Raw genomic sequence first — 15,919 nt, forward strand, 5'->3', positions numbered from 1 at the left:
TTTTTAGTTATTTCATATTATTTTTGAAATTTTGACATTATGTTTGACGAAGAGAAGAGAAACAAAAAGATATTGACACAGCGCCAGGCTCAGTTAAAAGCTGAGAGCTATTGTGCGTATCAGGAACGTGCCCAACAGGAAGTTCGCGATAAACTCTATAGTTGGGGGCTGAGCGAAGAAGAAGTTGAGAATGTGCTTACCGATTTAATTGCTGAAAACTTCCTCAACGAGGAACGATTCGCCATTGCGTATTGCAACGGAAAACTCCGTATGAAAGGTTGGGGTAAAATAAAGATCAAACAGGCGCTGAAATTAAAAAGAGTATCCGAACCATTAATAAAAATTGCATTTAGACAGATCGACCTAGATGAATATGAGCAAATATTAAGTGACCTAATCGATAAGAAACGGCGTGAAATAGGTAGCAAAGATTTTTATACTGTAAAAAATAAACTTTATCAATTTGCATTATCTCGTGGTTTTGAAAGTGATTTAATTTTTTCTATACTGAATTCAAAGGAGTTATAAAAAACACTACAAGAAAGTAAATAAATATTTTGCAATATTGATTTTTCGCTCTATATTTGCATCACCAAAAAGGAACGCAATGATCCTTTAAAATTGAAATAAAATTCCAATGCGAAAATAGCTCAGCTGGTAGAGCACAACCTTGCCAAGGTTGGGGTCGCGAGTTCGAATCTCGTTTTTCGCTCACCTGCCTAGGTGGTGGAACTGGTAGACACGCAGGACTTAAAATCCTGTTCCCGTTAAGGGAGTGCGGGTTCGATTCCCGCCCTAGGTACAAGAAAGCTCATCTAACGATGGGCTTTTCTTGTTATAAACGCAGCGCTTCCAGGAGATTTCTAGTATAAATAGAAATTGATCCCAAAAAAAGTATTCCGATCCCTATTGCTTAACATATTTCGTTCATGGAAATGATCTAGGAATATATAAAATGTATAGGCATAAAAAAGCGGAATATATAGGATATTCCGCTTTCAATACAATGAACAGGCTCGAACTACTATTTTTTATCCAAAATAGTAACTTCTACCCTTCTATTTTTTTGACGTCCATCAGGAGTTTTGTTATCTCCAACTGGATTTGACTGACCGAAGCCTTTTGCCGTGATACGAGACTCCGCAACACCTGAATCTACCAAGAATTTCTTTACTGACGCAGCTCTTTTATCAGAAAGCCACTGATTATACTCCACAGTGCCTGTGGCATCCGTATATCCGTCAACTTTGATTTTATTATTGCTTTCTTTCAAAATCAAAGCCAACTTGCTTACTTCAGTTTTTGCCTTTTCAGATAAATAAGAAGAGTTTGTTGGGAATAATAGATCGGAAGATATACTAAATTTAATTCCTTCATCCGTTCTTTTTGCATCATTAAAATCTTTTTTCACATTTTTCAAACCGTCATCAGTGCCATCTTTTGTTATAACTGCACCTGGATTGACTACAATAGCTTGTTGTTTACAAGAAAATAACGATAAACTTGCGCATAAGGTTAAAATTCCCAAATTGATTTTTCTAAGCATGTCGTTTCTTACGTATTTAATATCCATTTAAGCAAGTAAATATAGCGAAAAAAGTCAATAAGACTACCCGTTTCTTCCAAATCTAACGTAACAAATCTATTTCTTGGCATATACCTTTTCCAAGGTCTTTTTGACCTCAGGGATATTCTCATACAATTTCCAGATCATACCTGAATTTGCGTTCTCAATCATCACCGCGATTGTAGCCTGATTTCTTGCACGATAGCTTTCAGAAACATCGTTGTTTTTAATATCAATCCAGCTTCTGAAGCCATACTGTGTAAATAACACATCGGCATATTCTTCATAAAATTTACGCAATGCTTTTAGACCAATCTCTTTTTCAAATGGGTAAGCTGCAATTGAGATAGCTGGATTCACCAAATAACCTTGATATGAATCTTCAACTTTTTCTACCCCCCAAATATCTGTAAATCGCGTTCCTATGCTCATTTCATTGTCTCTGCGTTTATAAGCGAGGATATAGTCTGACAAATATTTTTTATAATCTACAAAATCATCTACTTTACCTTTTGGATCCATAATCAAGAAAGGGCGATAAACAGCCATTAATGATTCATTTAAACTCCCGCCAGCAATATTCTTGGCAAAAATCACCTTATCATCGGAATAGATCGAAGCTGCCGTATTTCCTAGATCACTAATTAATGGATTGGTGCTTATCGAGTGTGCTAATGAGTCATCTAACTTCATTTTAAGCTCTGGGGCCAAATCACTTGACTCATCCCCAAAATACAGTTCATTCCCTTCATGTTTGGTTGCAAATCCATTGGTATAAGCTGAAATAGGTAAGGGATGAGTAGGTGAAGATATTGCAAGCAAGTAGGTACCCAAACTCTCATTAAATCCACCCATCGGCCTAGATCGAGCAGTACTATCCACCGGAGACCACTTATCCCATAGTACATCGGCATTCTTTGCATCAGTAAAGTAGCCCCAATTTATACGCTCCCAAAGTTTTGTAATATTAGTTCTTAAGGTCTGCTCCTCAGGATTATCTTTAGCAAAATATTGTCGAGCGATTAAGAGCGACTCCATGATATGAGAAGTCCCGCGTAAGTCATAATTTGGAATTGAATCGCGATAGTAAGGCACCCCTGACCGACCATCGTAAAGCGCTGTAAAAACACCTTGATGTTGTTGAGCACCACTCAGAAATTTTACAATCCGCGTCAACCTGCCCAATAGAGCCTGCCTCGATATTAAGTTATTCTCTCCTGCAACAAGCAATCCCAGTATGGCATAGCCCGTTTCATTGGTGGATACAATTGCTTGCCGATTTCCTCGATCAGACAGAAACATACCACTGTTTACATCATAATTGTCTATAAAATAATTGACATGGGCATTCCGGATAAAATTTAACATCTCCGCATCCGTTCCCTTTTTTGTCTGTACCTCTCTAACTTCAGAGAAAGGCGATTCAACATAATTATAGTCTACCCATGCTATTTTGTAATAATATGATTTGTTGTATTCGTCCACCCGATCCAGCGATTTCTGTACATAGATGGGCAAAATTGCTATTGGCTGATAATTAAGCTTGTCTTCTGAGCGATAAATTTTCACGTAGCGAATACTTGGTGTCAGAGGCAATTGCCAAACCAGCTCAACTTGCTTATCTACCGAACTTATTTTGGACAAAATGGCAGCTGATGATAGTTTTACTTTCGGAAAGTTCTTGGGCAAAAATTCTATTTGATCTATAAATAATTGATTGGTCTGCAAAGAACTTCCATTTTGTTCAAGGATTAAGGCCGATACAGATTTGCCGATTGAAATTCCAGCAAATTTAGCCACCGGAATAGATACGTTAAGCCAGGTATCATAAGCAAACCCATCGATATAACTGGCAATATCCACAGCATTTGTCCGTGTATCATTTTGTTGCAAAGTAACTTTAGGGAGTTGTCCCTTCTCAGTATTGCTTTGAATAAATAGTTTGAACGTCAGATGATCGTCTTTAGTAATTAAGTAAGGAAATTTCTGCTTGTCGTTTAAAATACTTGCTTCCCATTTCCCATTGGGAGAAGAAACGTACCGCAGTGAAAGTGAATTGCCCGGCGTAAAAAACAGGCTGTCCGACACAGGTAAGCTATAACTTACATTCTGTATCCATGACTCACCTGTATAATGTGCAATACTTTTAGCATAGCTCCCGTTGATAACGCTATTATCAAATAAAACTTCAGGATAACTCTCGGATCTGGCCAAAGAAGGCAAGATCAGTAACAAAATAAAGTAAAAATATTTTTTCAGCATAAGTCAACATTTTTCACAGGGCTACAATCAAAAACTAAGCCACCACTACGTTTATAACGCAAATGTAACAAAGGAATTCCAATGATATTATCCTCCCTAATTTTAATTTCAGAAAAAATGCGCTAAATTAGCCCTCTGAATATTTTCATAAAATAGATATATGAAAACCACGTTTGATTTTGAAAAGCCAATTGCGGACTTGCAATTGCAAATTGAGAAGGTAACTCAAGTTGCCGAAAAGACTCAAGTTGACATGAGCGCAACCGTTCGTGAACTGGAGGAAAAGCTTGCTTCGACAGAGAAAGAAATATACGGCAATTTAACCGGATGGCAAAATGTACAGATGTCACGCCACCCTGATCGCCCGCAGACTTATGATTACATAGAAGCGATCTGTGATGAATTCATCGAATTACACGGCGACAGGACTGTTAAAGACGATAAAGCGATTGTCGGCGGGATGGCCTCTATAGATGGTAATGCGGTTATGATCATTGGTCATCAAAAAGGCAAGAATACAAAAGAGCGTCAATACCACAATTTTGGAATGGCCAATCCGGAAGGCTACCGAAAGGCATTGCGTTTGATGAAAATGGCTGAAAAGTTCAATAAACCCGTTATCACATTAATTGATACAATGGGAGCCTATCCAGGATTGGAAGCTGAAGAACGCGGACAAGGAGAAGCGATCGCACGTAACCTGATGGAAATGGCTGTATTGAAAGTGCCAATTATATGCGTTGTTATTGGCGAAGGAGCTTCAGGTGGAGCTTTGGGCATTGGTGTTGGAAACAGAGTCTACATGATGGAACATACGTGGTATTCGGTTATTTCCCCGGAATCCTGCTCTTCTATCCTCTGGAGAAGCTGGGATCACAAAGAAAAAGCTGCTGAGGCTTTAAAATTGACATCAACAGATATGCTTGGCAATGGACTGATCGACGGCATTATTCCCGAACCTCTTGGTGGTGCTCACCAAGACCCAGCCGCAGCTGCTGTTAACCTAAAAAATCAGTTATTAAAAGATCTTGCCGAATTGACGGCTAAAGATAGCGATACATTAGTTTCTGAAAGAATCGATAAGTTTAGTAAAATGGGTGTTGTAACCGAATAACATCCCTTAACATGTATCTAATCATATAAAGCCAGCTGACCACTGGCTTTTTTTTGATTATTCTACCCCTAGAACAGGTATTTTTATATATAAAATAAGCTTTCACGGCCATCAGCCCTTTAGTCAATTCTCGAAGTGAAATAATAAATAAAAATTAATTCTTTAGTTTTTAAACAGTTATCATTATTTCAAAAAAAAGGGTAAAAAAAATTGGTATAAGAAATTTATTTCCATACCTTTGCATCACTTTCAAAAACAGAAAGGATTCCGTAGCTCAGCTGGTAGAGCAATACACTTTTAATGTATGGGTCCTGGGTTCGAATCCCAGCGGGATCACTAGAAAAAAGCTAATCGTTTGATTAGCTTTTTTGGTTTAAAAGGTACTCACCCCCTAAATAAGGAACATGCTAAAAGTCGCGAGACAGTATCCTCTATATTCATACGCGTTCCCAATTCCATCTTTATCCCAACGGTATACTAGCGAAAACATCGATTTTTTTTCGTAAGTGTAGCTCGCTCGCTTTTCTTCTTTAATTCTTAGTTCTAACAAACTATAATCAAATGGGGATCAGTTTTGGGTTTTCGACGTTGCTTGTTCAGTGCTCATTTAGTACTTGCTCACTGATCGCTCAGTAAAGACTGAGCAATCAATGGGCAAGTACTGTCTAAAAATTGATTTAAAATTGTGGCTAGGTATAAGCTAATATAAGGATATATAAACTCGATTAATTATCTTAACTTCTTACAATCATTCCATTGGATCAAATAAATTGTTGAGGATTCCGTCTAGGAAGCATGCCCCCTATTGATTTAAGAAGCCATGTTAACATGTTTTAGAACTTAGAAGGATCGATCGGCAGCCAGCTCCATAGTATTAGATAAGCTTAAATTTACCTCAGCAGGCTATAGAATCGGCGGAGGTGCCAATTATTTAGTATATTGTTTCCATACAAAACTTTAAGTTTTCAGAAGAGTATTTCTTCGCATATCGAACGCAAACTTTTCTTATACAGCGTGAGGAGATTGTAAGCTTAAAGTGAATATCCGAAAGAGTAGTGGTCTGTTATTGGGAAAATTTATTAGTATACAACGATTGGTTAGGTACAACAATAAGAGATTTTAAACGATAAAAAATGGCCGGAATTTATTCCGACCATGACTGGGATTACTCTCCCCTTTCTATGCTTTTGCCTGTAAAGCCAATGCGTATAATTTCATTTGCTTGATCATGGATAACAAGCCGTTTGCTCTTGTGGGTGACAAATGTTCTTTCAATCCTATTTGGTCAACAAAATATAAATCAGCATCAACGATTTCTTTAGCAGTATGTCCAGATAGCACTTTGACCATTAAACTCACCAGCCCTTTGGTGATAATAGCATCGCTATCCGCTTTAAAGTATACCTTTCCATCTCTTATTTCTGGAAAAAGCCATACTTTGGATTGACATCCTTTGATGATATATTCATCTGTTTTGTATCGTTCATCAATTAGAGACACTTCTTTTCCAAGCTGGATGATATACTCATATTTTTCCATCCAATCTGTGAAAAAAGCGAAATCCTCGATCAATTCATCCTGTATTTCATTAATGGTCATACTTATTTTTCTATTAAATCAACATGTTCACCGCGCGCTGAATTCCCGCAACCAAAGCATCTATTTCCTCTTTTGTATTATACACGGCTAAAGAAGCACGGATAGTCCCTGGTATTCCAAACCGATCCATGACAGGCTGCGCACAGTGGTGTCCCGTACGGACAGCAATCCCCAATTTATCTAAGATAACACCGACATCATAAGGATGTGTACCTTCTATTAAAAAGGATATCACAGAACACTTATGCTCGGCTGTACCTATAAACCGTATTCCCGAAACTTCAGATAGCTTCTCTGTAGCGTACTGCAACAATTCAAGTTCGTAGGCTTCAATACTTTCTAGACCAATTGAATTGATATAATCGATCGCCTCATTCAAACAGATACCAGCCTCAATGTTAGGTGTACCGGCCTCAAATTTAAAAGGTAATTCATTATACGTTGTTTTTTCAAAGGTGACCTCTTTAATCATATCTCCACCACCTTGATAAGGCGGCATCGCGTTTAACAAATCTTCTTTACCGTATAACACGCCTACTCCTGTAGGTCCATACATTTTATGGCCTGAAAATACCAAAAAATCGACGTCAAGTTTTTGAACATCAATTTTTATATGTTGCACGGCTTGAGCAGCATCAACCAACACGACAGCTCCATACTGGTGGGCCATTGAAATAATCTCACCCACTGGATTGATTGTCCCGAGCGCATTTGACACATAGGTCACTGCAACTAATTTGGTTTTTTCATTTAACAAATTCTCGTACGCGACCATATCGAGTTCACCTTTGTCATTCATTGGAATGACCCGGATCTTACAACCCTTTTCGTCACAAAGCATCTGCCAAGGTACAATATTAGAGTGGTGCTCCATTGCTGAAATAATAATCTCATCACCAGCATGGATAAAAGCTCGGCCATAGCAAGTAGCAATAAGATTAATACCATCTGTGGTCCCTTTAGTGATAATAACCTCTTTGTCATCTGCTGCATGAATAAAAGCTTGAACTTTTTTTCGAGTTATTTCAAAAGCGTCCGTTGATATTTGACTAAGATAATGCACACCGCGGTGCACATTACTATTCATATCGGTATAATAGCGTACAATCGAATCGATAACAGCACTTGGTTTCTGTGTTGTTGCGCCGTTATCCAAATAAACCAATGGCTTACCATTTACCTCTCTTTTGAGAATGGGAAAATCAGCACGTATTTTATCTATATTAAATCTTTCCAACTTTGTCTAAATAATTTATACAAAGTTAATAGTATTTTATAGAATACAGGATGGTCAATCTGTTTTTTATGTCATTATCGACAGCGTTCTAGAGACGCTGTCCAATAAAAAAGCAATTTTACCGTTTTAACAATTATAGTTAGCTTTTATAAATTATAGATGCTATTTAGTACCTTTGTAATAATATGCAAGAATTACCTCTAAATTTACCAGAAGGCTCACGTAAAGAAGTGATGGCCTATTTGGAACCGTTCATGCTCAATGAGATGAGCGAATACCTGAAGCCTGTTGAAGAAATGTGGCAACCTGCCGATTTTCTTCCGGATTCTTCTAGGGATACTTTTTTTGAGGAAGTAAGAGAGTTGCAGGAAAGTGCAAAAGAGCTCTCTTATGATTTGGTCGCTGTATTAGTTGGAGATACCATCACCGAAGAGGCTCTTCCGACTTATGAATCCTGGTTGACTATGGTAGAAGATGTCGACAAAAACGAGCAGGGAGGATGGATGAAATGGGTACGCGCTTGGACAGCTGAAGAAAATCGTCATGGTGATCTTTTGAACAAATACCTTTATTTGTCGGGTAGAATAGACATGCGCCAATTTGAAATGTCTACGCAATACCTTATTCAAGATGGTTTTGATATCGGTACTGGCGCTGACCCATACCGGAATTTTATTTATACTTCATTCCAGGAATTGGCAACCAATGTTTCCCATCGTCGTGTATCCGGCCTTTCCAAAAAAGGCGGCGATAAACTTTTGGCAAAAATGTGTGGTGTCATCGCCTCTGATGAAGCACGTCATGCCAAAGCCTATATGTCTTTTATTTCAAAAGCAATTACTGTAGATCCAAGTGAAGTCATGATCGCATTTGAAGACATGATGCGTAAAAAAATAGTTATGCCTGCCCAATTTTTAAGAGAAGCAGGCGAGCCTCAAGGAGAGGCGTTTGCGCATTTCTCTGACGCCGCCCAGCGGTTGGGGGTATATACAGCTTTGGACTACGTTGATATCTTAAAAGAGCTGAATAGTGAATGGAACATTGATCAGGTAACAGGACTGAATGATAAAGGGGAAAAAGCGAGAGATTATCTCCTAAAACTACCCGATCGTTTGATTAGACTGGCAGACCGTATGAAGGTTCCGGAAAAAGATTATAAATTCAAATGGATTTACGGATAACATAAAAAAAGCTTGATATTAAATCAAGCTTTTTTTATGTTATCCGTAACGAAGTTTCAAATCTTTCACTTACTTTACATTGCCCATCAATTTTCGTACAAATGGAGAGAGAGCGATAAGCACCACTCCCGCAATCAAAGAGTATAATCCCAATTGCTTATAACTGTCTGTATATGCTAACAATTTATCAGCTAATGAGCTTCCCTCCTTAGCTTCGGCCATACTTGCACCAATCAAACCAGCTACGTATTGTCCGTAAGCGCTAGCCAAGAACCACATTCCCATCATAATACCTTGCAATCGCGCTGGGGATAATTTTGTCATAATTGAAAGACCAATGGGTGAAAGACAGAGCTCTCCCACCGTGATGACGAGTAGCGCCAGCGTGAAGATATCCAATGACGCCATACCATTAAAAGCAAATAAGCGCGTAGCAAAGAGAACATAATATCCTAATCCCAAGAAAACAAAACCAAGACCAAACTTAATAATGGTGTTTGGCTCTAACTTACGCTTACCCAACCAAATCCAGAAAAGACCAAAAAGAGGTGCTAATACGATAATAAATAGTGCTCCCCCCGAATTGTTAACACCATTCGGATCCAGCTTCATCACGCCTAACAAAGAATCATTCAGATGTTTTGCAGCAAAAATGCTCAATGACCCCCCACTCTGTTCATATATTCCCCAAAAAATAATAGAGAAAAGTATAAATACCAAAGCAGCAATCAATTTTTTACGTTCTTCTGATGTAACTTTAGACATTTCATAGAAAAGATACAGCAGTGTCAAAGGGCCTATTGTATACATAAAATAGTCAGTATACTGCGTTTTTGACACCATAATCTGAACGATGGGAATAAAAATTAGTGTCGCAGTATATACGCCATATTCTGCCCATTTTGGGAGTGCCTTTGTTTTGACAATCGCATCGGGATCCCCCGGCTGAAGTCCAATAGGGCCCAAATGTCTTTTGGTAAAATGAAAATTCACTAAACTTACCAGCATGCCTACTGCCGCCAAACCAAAAGCGACATTCCACCGATGTCCCTCAGAAATCAATGAGGTAAGCATATATCCCTTCCCGATAGCAACACAGATATACCCTCCTAAGAAAGCACCCAAATTTATTCCAGCATAAAATAATGAAAATCCTCCGTCTCGACGAACATCACCTTTTTTATACAATTCGCCCACCATCGTCGAAATATTAGGTTTAAAAAAACCAGTACCTATAATGATAAATGATAAACCAAAAAAGAAATATTTATGTGGGTCCGCTGCAAGAAAAAGACTTCCTACGATCATCAATAAACCACCCCAAAATAAAGACTTTCTAAAACCTAGGATTTTGTCTGCAAATAATCCACCAATGAATGTAAATGCATAGACAAACGCTTGTGTCGCCCCATACTGCAAATTTGCATCCTTCTCAGCAAAGTTTAGTTGGGTGATCATAAAGAACACCAACATACCGCGCATACCGTAGAAACAAAATCTTTCCCACATCTCGGAAAAGAATAAACTCCAGATTTGTTTTGGATACTTTCCTTCAAAATTTTGAATCTCTTCTAGCGACTCCCTTGTACTAACCTCCATACTAATTTATATTAATCAAAAAAGCTTCTTTCGTAGAAGAAGCTTATATAGTTATTATTTAATTCCGTGCATCAATCGCTTAATCAAAGGATTAAACAGCATTACTAGCAAGCCTGCCAAAGCTGGAATTGCAGTAAACAAGAAGAAAAAGTAGCTCAATGAGTGTTCCTCTTGAATGGTCTCTACCTGTCCCCCTAATACGGCCGCAACCTTCTGCGCAATAGCGATTGCTAAATACCAAATTCCAAACATAAAAGCAAGCATCCGTGCGGGCACTAATTTCGACACATAAGATAAACCTACAGGCGAAATAAATAATTCACCCAATGTATGGAACAAATAGGTTAGCACCAAAAATACCATCGAGATTTTAGTACCTTGACTTATCCCCAGTGATCCTAATCCAATAATTAAAAATCCAATAGCAACTAAGATCAGACCAAAGCCATATTTAAAAGCCGCAGAAGGATTGTATTTAGACTCCCAAATTTTGGATACAGAAGAAGCAAGTGCAATAATAAAAAATGAGTTTAGGATAGAAAACCAAGAGACTTTAATTTCTGACGCCTCCTTGTTAAATTCTTTGTATAGCATCCAAATAGCAGCCCCCCAAATCAAACCAAAACAGATGAACAATACGATATTGGAGATCGCGATTTTATTCCAAGTTACTTTCGCCAATTTGATCAGAACCCAAGTAATAATTGAAAGGGGGACGATGGTTAACAAGCCGTTCACCACATTAAAAGTTGTTAATGCAGCCCCGCTAAGGACTCGATCAATGTTATCTCTTGCCACAATAACCAATGAAGTTGCTCCTTGTTCAAAACTCATGAAAAAGAATACCAGAAAAAAGGCCAGTAATACTACGGCAAACATACGATCCCTAACCACTTTATCATAACGCAGTATGCGCGTAACAATCAGATATACAAAGAGAATCAACGCTACGATTACCATGATATACTGTCCTCTTAAAAATGGGGTATCCAAACGCGAGAATACATCCACAATACCATTCTTAGACAATGGATCATTAAAAGCATATACGAACCCAATAATAGAGACTACAGCTATCAATACATAATCACGCAGGGTAAACGGATTTCTGGTATCGGTATCCTCAGTAACAACTTTATGCCCTTCAACCAAAGACTTATTCAAAACACCAAGATTGCCCATTAGCGGTTTTGCGAAAACGAACTGCAACGTTCCTAAAAGCATAAAGATACCAGCCAATCCAAATCCCCAGTGCCAACCATAGGTTTCGGCAATATATCCACATAACATCATGCCAAAGAAAGCACCAGCATTAACTCCCATGTAGAAAATGGTATAAGCACCATCTTTTTTCTCCGGCAGATCTTTATACATTTCTCCTAGAATAGAGGGCATGTTCGGTTTGAAAAAGCCTGTTCCTATAACTAGACAGACCAAACCAAGGAAAAACATAATGGGGGTATCAAAAGCCATGGCAGCATGCCCAAGCGTCATAATCGCTGATCCAATGATAACTGCTTTACGCGATCCAATATATTTATCTGCAATAATCCCTCCTAGAATAGGAGTTAAGTAGAGCATCATAGCATATGTACCATAAAGTGCCCCTGCTTGTTGAGCCGTCCAGGACCATCCTGAGAATGGACTACCTTGAATGACAGCCGCGGTTAGAAACTGCATTAAGAGTACTCGCATTCCGTAGAACGAAAAACGCTCCCACATCTCAGTAAAAAAAAGGACAAAGAGTCCCGAACGCTGTCCTAACACATTTGATTTAAAAAAATCAGTCGACGGGCTATTAGCAATATCCCCGTTTAATCTACCCATAAATAATCAACCTTTATTTTTTGATAAAATATTTACAAAGAAACAAAAACAAAATCACTTTTGACCAAAATAAAGTTGCATAAACAAAAAAAGGCAACCCTTTGGATTGCCTTTTCAGTAACAATTTTAATATGTCCTATCTCTTGTGCAATTGCTCATAAAGGTCAATAACTTTCTTCTGCAATTCAATTACTTCGCCATCGCGTTGTTGTAATTTTTGCGTCAAAGCATTCACCTCATTTACATATTCCTTATCTTCTTCAGAATCTGAAGTAGATAAAAGTTGAACAACTGTCAAATTGAATAATTTTGAGATTTGATTCAGGCGAGACAAATTTACATCTGTAATCCCTGTTTCAATTTTAGAAAATGCTGGGATTGAGATATCCAATCGCTTTGCAACATCCTCTTGACTCCACCCTTTTTGGTGTCTAAGTAATCTGATTTTTTTTCCTAATGCATTCATCTGGTAGATATTTTAAACAAAAATAATAAATTACAACTTAATTTACATTAAATTATATTTTTTTCTCTAAAAATCCCTAAAAAATCGATCAGCAAGCACCGATAGATTAACCCCATTATAATTATTTAAACTCATAAGAAGTAAATTGTACCCCTTTGACTTGACACCATCCAAAAAGGAATAGAGCCCCTCCAGACTTACAACAACCTCTAAATCAGGACTATTAAAACTATCCTTGATATTAATTGGGACACTTTCAATATCTTTATTAAGTTCTTTACAGGAATTTATATTCACGTAAACTACAGATACATCCGACTCTCTCATAGAGTTCGCATATTGTAACAAAAACGATGAATCTAAACTATCATACGAGTTTAATTCGATAATTGTAACCAATTTCTGATTAGGAAACTGCTCTTTTACGGCATGAATACTTGACTTGACTTTATCCGCGTTACACGCATAATCCTGATACACCACAGATCCTTCAGAACTTGCAACAAACTCCAAATAGCGGATCGAAGTATTAAAGCTTTTGATCGCTTCAAAGAATTCTTTCTTTTTAATTCCCAACCATTCACAAATTGTATACGCTCCTGCAATATTAGATAGGTTATGCTTACCGAAAACCTGCAATGGAACATCACCATCTGGCGTATTGATATACGTTACCCCTTTATTAATCGTATAATCAGGAATTTTATAACCATGTCTATTGATCTTACAATCTTTCGTATCTTGCAGAACTTTCTGTAAAACAAGATCTTCCTTATTATATATTAGCGTACCTTTAGGCGGAATAGAGTCAATAAAATCTTCAAATTGTTTAATATATTCCTCTTGGGATATTTTCGAATTAAACTCATTCCACATAATACCCGAAATCAGGGCTATGTTGGGTTTATAATACAAGAATTTAGACTTAGGGTCAATCTTAGATGAAACATATTCATCTCCTTCGATAATAATAATCTTATTATGTTTGGTGATATCTACTAACTTATCAAAGCCTCTTAGCTGCGCTCCTACTAAATAGTCAAATTCTTTTCCTAAAAATCGCATCACGTGCATGACCATGCTCGTGATCGTCGTCTTACCGTAACTTCCCGCAATAACTACTCTAATTTTATCTTGCGAAAGCTCTTGAATAAATTCTGGAAAAGAATAAATTTTAAGACCTAATGCTTGTGCCCGCTTTAGCTCGGGATTATCAGCTTGTGCATGAGCTCCCAAGATAACAGCATCGATATCCTCAGTCACTCTTTCGTCAAACCACCCGAGTTGATCAGGAAGTAACCCTGCTTCAATTAGATGAGAACGAGAAGGCTCCACGATCTGATCGTCTGAACCTGTTACTTGATGCCCTTGTTTTGCCAATGAAATAGCAAGGTTATGCATCACACTACCACCTACCGCTATAAAATGAATCCGCATAGTAAATTACCGCTTCACAAATTTGGCTGCACACCAATTGTTTAAAACCTTATTGGAGATAAACTCAAATCCTAATGATGTTGCTGCATCTATTAAGATTGGTAAATCTTCTTGCTCATAGAAACCACTTAAGTATAACTCTCCCCCTGTGTGGATACTCAACGCATATTGTGGCAATTGCTCTAACAAGATATTACGATTAATATTTGCCAAAATTACATCAAAGCTCCGACCTTCCAATAGCTCGTAAGATCCACAGAGAGCCTGAATATGCTCAACATGATTAAGCGCTCTATTTTCAATTACACTTTCCACACAAATTTCATCATAATCTACCGCCAATACAGCATCAGCTCCCTTCTTTGATGCCAGAATTGCTAGGATCCCTGTACCACAACCCATGTCCAAAACTTGCTTTCTACTAAAGTCATTCTCCAAAATATATTGGAGCATCATCGATGTTGTTTGATGGTGACCTGTTCCAAAAGACATCTTGGGGTCTATAATAATTTCGTATGGAAATTCCGTTCTTGCTGCATGAAAAGTGGCGCGCACGTAGCATTGTCCACCAACCTCAATTGGGTTAAAGTTACTTTCCCAGAGTTTATTCCAATTCTGATTTTCTATTTCCTGCACTTTATAATCGACCTCTAGGCCTTGATACAGTTGCATCATCAACGTCTCTAACGCCTGCAAGTCAAGATTTGCAGCCGGAATATAGGCTGCAAATCCAGATTCGGTATCCTCAAAAGTATCAAAGCCAATATCAGCTAAATCAGATATCAACAAATCCTTTTGCCACTCTTCACCTGATCGCATTTGAAAGATAACCTCTATGTATTTCATTTCTAAAAATTAGCCGTTAAATACTTTAGCGATATCAATAAAATCTCTTGATTTTAAAGATGCCCCTCCAATCAAACCACCGTCGATATCTGCCTGAGCAAATAGCTCTTTCGCATTGCCAGGATTACAAGATCCTCCATAAAGAATACTCGTATCATCAGCAACCTCCTGGCCATAGTGATCAGCAAGAACCTTACGGATGAAATTATGCACCTCTTGTGCTTGCTCCGGACTCGCTGTTAATCCTGTACCAATAGCCCATACAGGTTCATAAGCTAAGACTACTGCTCCAAACGCTTCTTTCGACAAGTGGAACAAGCCTGCAGTCAATTGTGTTTTAATCACATCGAAGAAAGCACCAGATTCACGTTCTTCCTTTGTTTCTCCAATACAAAAAATTGGAGTTAAGCTATGTTTCAGAGCAATATCTACTTTTGATGCCAATAATGCATCTGTTTCACCAAGATAAGCACGTCTTTCGGAATGGCCTAAAATAACATGTGAAGCACCGACTGATTTTACTTGTGAAGCTGAAATTTCACCTGTATAGGCTCCAGACTCAGCTTGATGAATATTCTGTGCACCGATATTTACATTTGCCACATTTTTAGACAATTGTCCGAGACTTGACAAATGTATAAATGGGCTGCAAACAACTAATTCTTGATTTCCAATCACTTCATCTTTGGCCATATTGATAATTTCGGAAAATAAACTTAATCCTGATTGATAGTCCAAATTCATTTTCCAATTACCAGCTACGATTTTTCTACGCATGATTTTA

13 protein-coding genes and 3 tRNA genes are annotated in these 15,919 nt (G+C 37.9%); 6 read left to right on the forward strand and 10 right to left on the reverse strand.

All coding sequences use genetic code 11. From position 1 onward, the window contains the following. The first annotated feature begins 39 nt into the window (after positions 1–39). The 3 genes from J2X77_RS20300 to J2X77_RS20310 all read left to right on the forward strand — a co-directional run bounded on the left by J2X77_RS20300 (position 40) and on the right by J2X77_RS20310 (position 802). Positions 40–528 carry a regulatory protein RecX gene (locus J2X77_RS20300; RefSeq protein WP_209578833.1) on the forward strand — a complete coding sequence of 163 codons (489 nt, stop codon included), beginning with the start codon at positions 40–42 and terminating at the stop codon, positions 526–528. Positions 529–639: 111 nt separating this feature from the next. Continuing rightward, positions 640–712: transfer RNA gene (locus tag J2X77_RS20305), tRNA-Gly, on the forward strand. A 5-nt stretch (positions 713–717) separates the two neighbouring features. Then, a tRNA-Leu gene (locus J2X77_RS20310) sits at positions 718–802 on the forward strand. Positions 803–1,024: 222 nt separating this feature from the next. Here J2X77_RS20310 and J2X77_RS20315 read toward each other — a convergent pair. Both J2X77_RS20315 and J2X77_RS20320 read right to left on the reverse strand, forming a co-directional pair. Then, positions 1,025–1,546 (reverse strand): OmpA family protein, encoded by a 522-nt coding sequence (locus J2X77_RS20315; protein WP_209578834.1) that lies wholly within the window; start codon positions 1,544–1,546, stop codon positions 1,025–1,027. Between the two features lie 96 nt (positions 1,547–1,642). Next, positions 1,643–3,829, reverse strand: a complete 2,187-nt coding sequence (locus J2X77_RS20320; protein WP_209578835.1) for a glucoamylase family protein — start codon at positions 3,827–3,829, stop codon at positions 1,643–1,645. A gap of 160 nt (positions 3,830–3,989) precedes the next feature. Between J2X77_RS20320 and J2X77_RS20325 the strand changes: the two genes are divergently transcribed. After that, complete coding sequence (locus J2X77_RS20325; RefSeq protein WP_209578836.1) at positions 3,990–4,943, forward strand: acetyl-CoA carboxylase carboxyltransferase subunit alpha; 954 nt, start codon at positions 3,990–3,992, stop codon at positions 4,941–4,943. 263 nt (positions 4,944–5,206) lie between these two features. Beyond that, positions 5,207–5,279: transfer RNA gene (locus J2X77_RS20330), tRNA-Lys, on the forward strand. Between the two features lie 843 nt (positions 5,280–6,122). On the opposite strand, the gene J2X77_RS20335 is transcribed toward J2X77_RS20330, so the two are convergent. After that, positions 6,123–6,542, reverse strand: coding sequence for a SufE family protein (locus J2X77_RS20335; RefSeq protein ID WP_209578837.1), 420 nt, complete (start codon positions 6,540–6,542; stop codon positions 6,123–6,125). Positions 6,543–6,555: 13 nt separating this feature from the next. Beyond that, on the reverse strand, positions 6,556–7,779 hold the full coding sequence (locus J2X77_RS20340; protein WP_209578838.1) for a cysteine desulfurase: 1,224 nt from the start codon (positions 7,777–7,779) through the stop codon (positions 6,556–6,558). Between the two features lie 185 nt (positions 7,780–7,964). On the opposite strand from J2X77_RS20340, the gene J2X77_RS20345 reads away from it, so the two are divergent. After that, entirely contained in the window at positions 7,965–8,960 is a 996-nt protein-coding gene (locus J2X77_RS20345; RefSeq protein ID WP_209578839.1) for an acyl-ACP desaturase, read from the forward strand. A 69-nt stretch (positions 8,961–9,029) separates the two neighbouring features. Here J2X77_RS20345 and J2X77_RS20350 read toward each other — a convergent pair whose 3' ends face one another. From J2X77_RS20350 to tpiA, 6 genes are all read right to left on the reverse strand, one after another. Then, positions 9,030–10,559: a peptide MFS transporter gene (locus J2X77_RS20350; RefSeq protein WP_209578840.1), complete on the reverse strand. Its 1,530-nt coding sequence runs from the start codon at positions 10,557–10,559 to the stop codon at positions 9,030–9,032. 54 nt (positions 10,560–10,613) lie between these two features. Continuing rightward, on the reverse strand, positions 10,614–12,386 hold the full coding sequence (locus J2X77_RS20355) for a peptide MFS transporter (RefSeq protein ID WP_209578841.1): 1,773 nt from the start codon (positions 12,384–12,386) through the stop codon (positions 10,614–10,616). A gap of 136 nt (positions 12,387–12,522) precedes the next feature. Beyond that, positions 12,523–12,852: a helix-turn-helix domain-containing protein gene (locus J2X77_RS20360; RefSeq protein WP_070566095.1), complete on the reverse strand. Its 330-nt coding sequence runs from the start codon at positions 12,850–12,852 to the stop codon at positions 12,523–12,525. Positions 12,853–12,918: 66 nt separating this feature from the next. Further along, positions 12,919–14,289 carry a Mur ligase domain-containing protein gene (locus J2X77_RS20365; RefSeq protein WP_293885502.1) on the reverse strand — a complete coding sequence of 457 codons (1,371 nt, stop codon included), beginning with the start codon at positions 14,287–14,289 and terminating at the stop codon, positions 12,919–12,921. Positions 14,290–14,295: 6 nt separating this feature from the next. Continuing rightward, entirely contained in the window at positions 14,296–15,135 is an 840-nt protein-coding gene (gene prmA, locus J2X77_RS20370; protein ID WP_209578843.1) for a 50S ribosomal protein L11 methyltransferase, read from the reverse strand. Between the two features lie 9 nt (positions 15,136–15,144). Continuing rightward, positions 15,145–15,912: a triose-phosphate isomerase gene (tpiA, locus tag J2X77_RS20375; RefSeq protein ID WP_209578844.1), complete on the reverse strand. Its 768-nt coding sequence runs from the start codon at positions 15,910–15,912 to the stop codon at positions 15,145–15,147. Positions 15,913–15,919: the final 7 nt, after the last annotated feature.

This window comes from Sphingobacterium sp. 2149 (genome assembly GCF_031455655.1).
Lineage (GTDB): Bacteria > Bacteroidota > Bacteroidia > Sphingobacteriales > Sphingobacteriaceae > Sphingobacterium.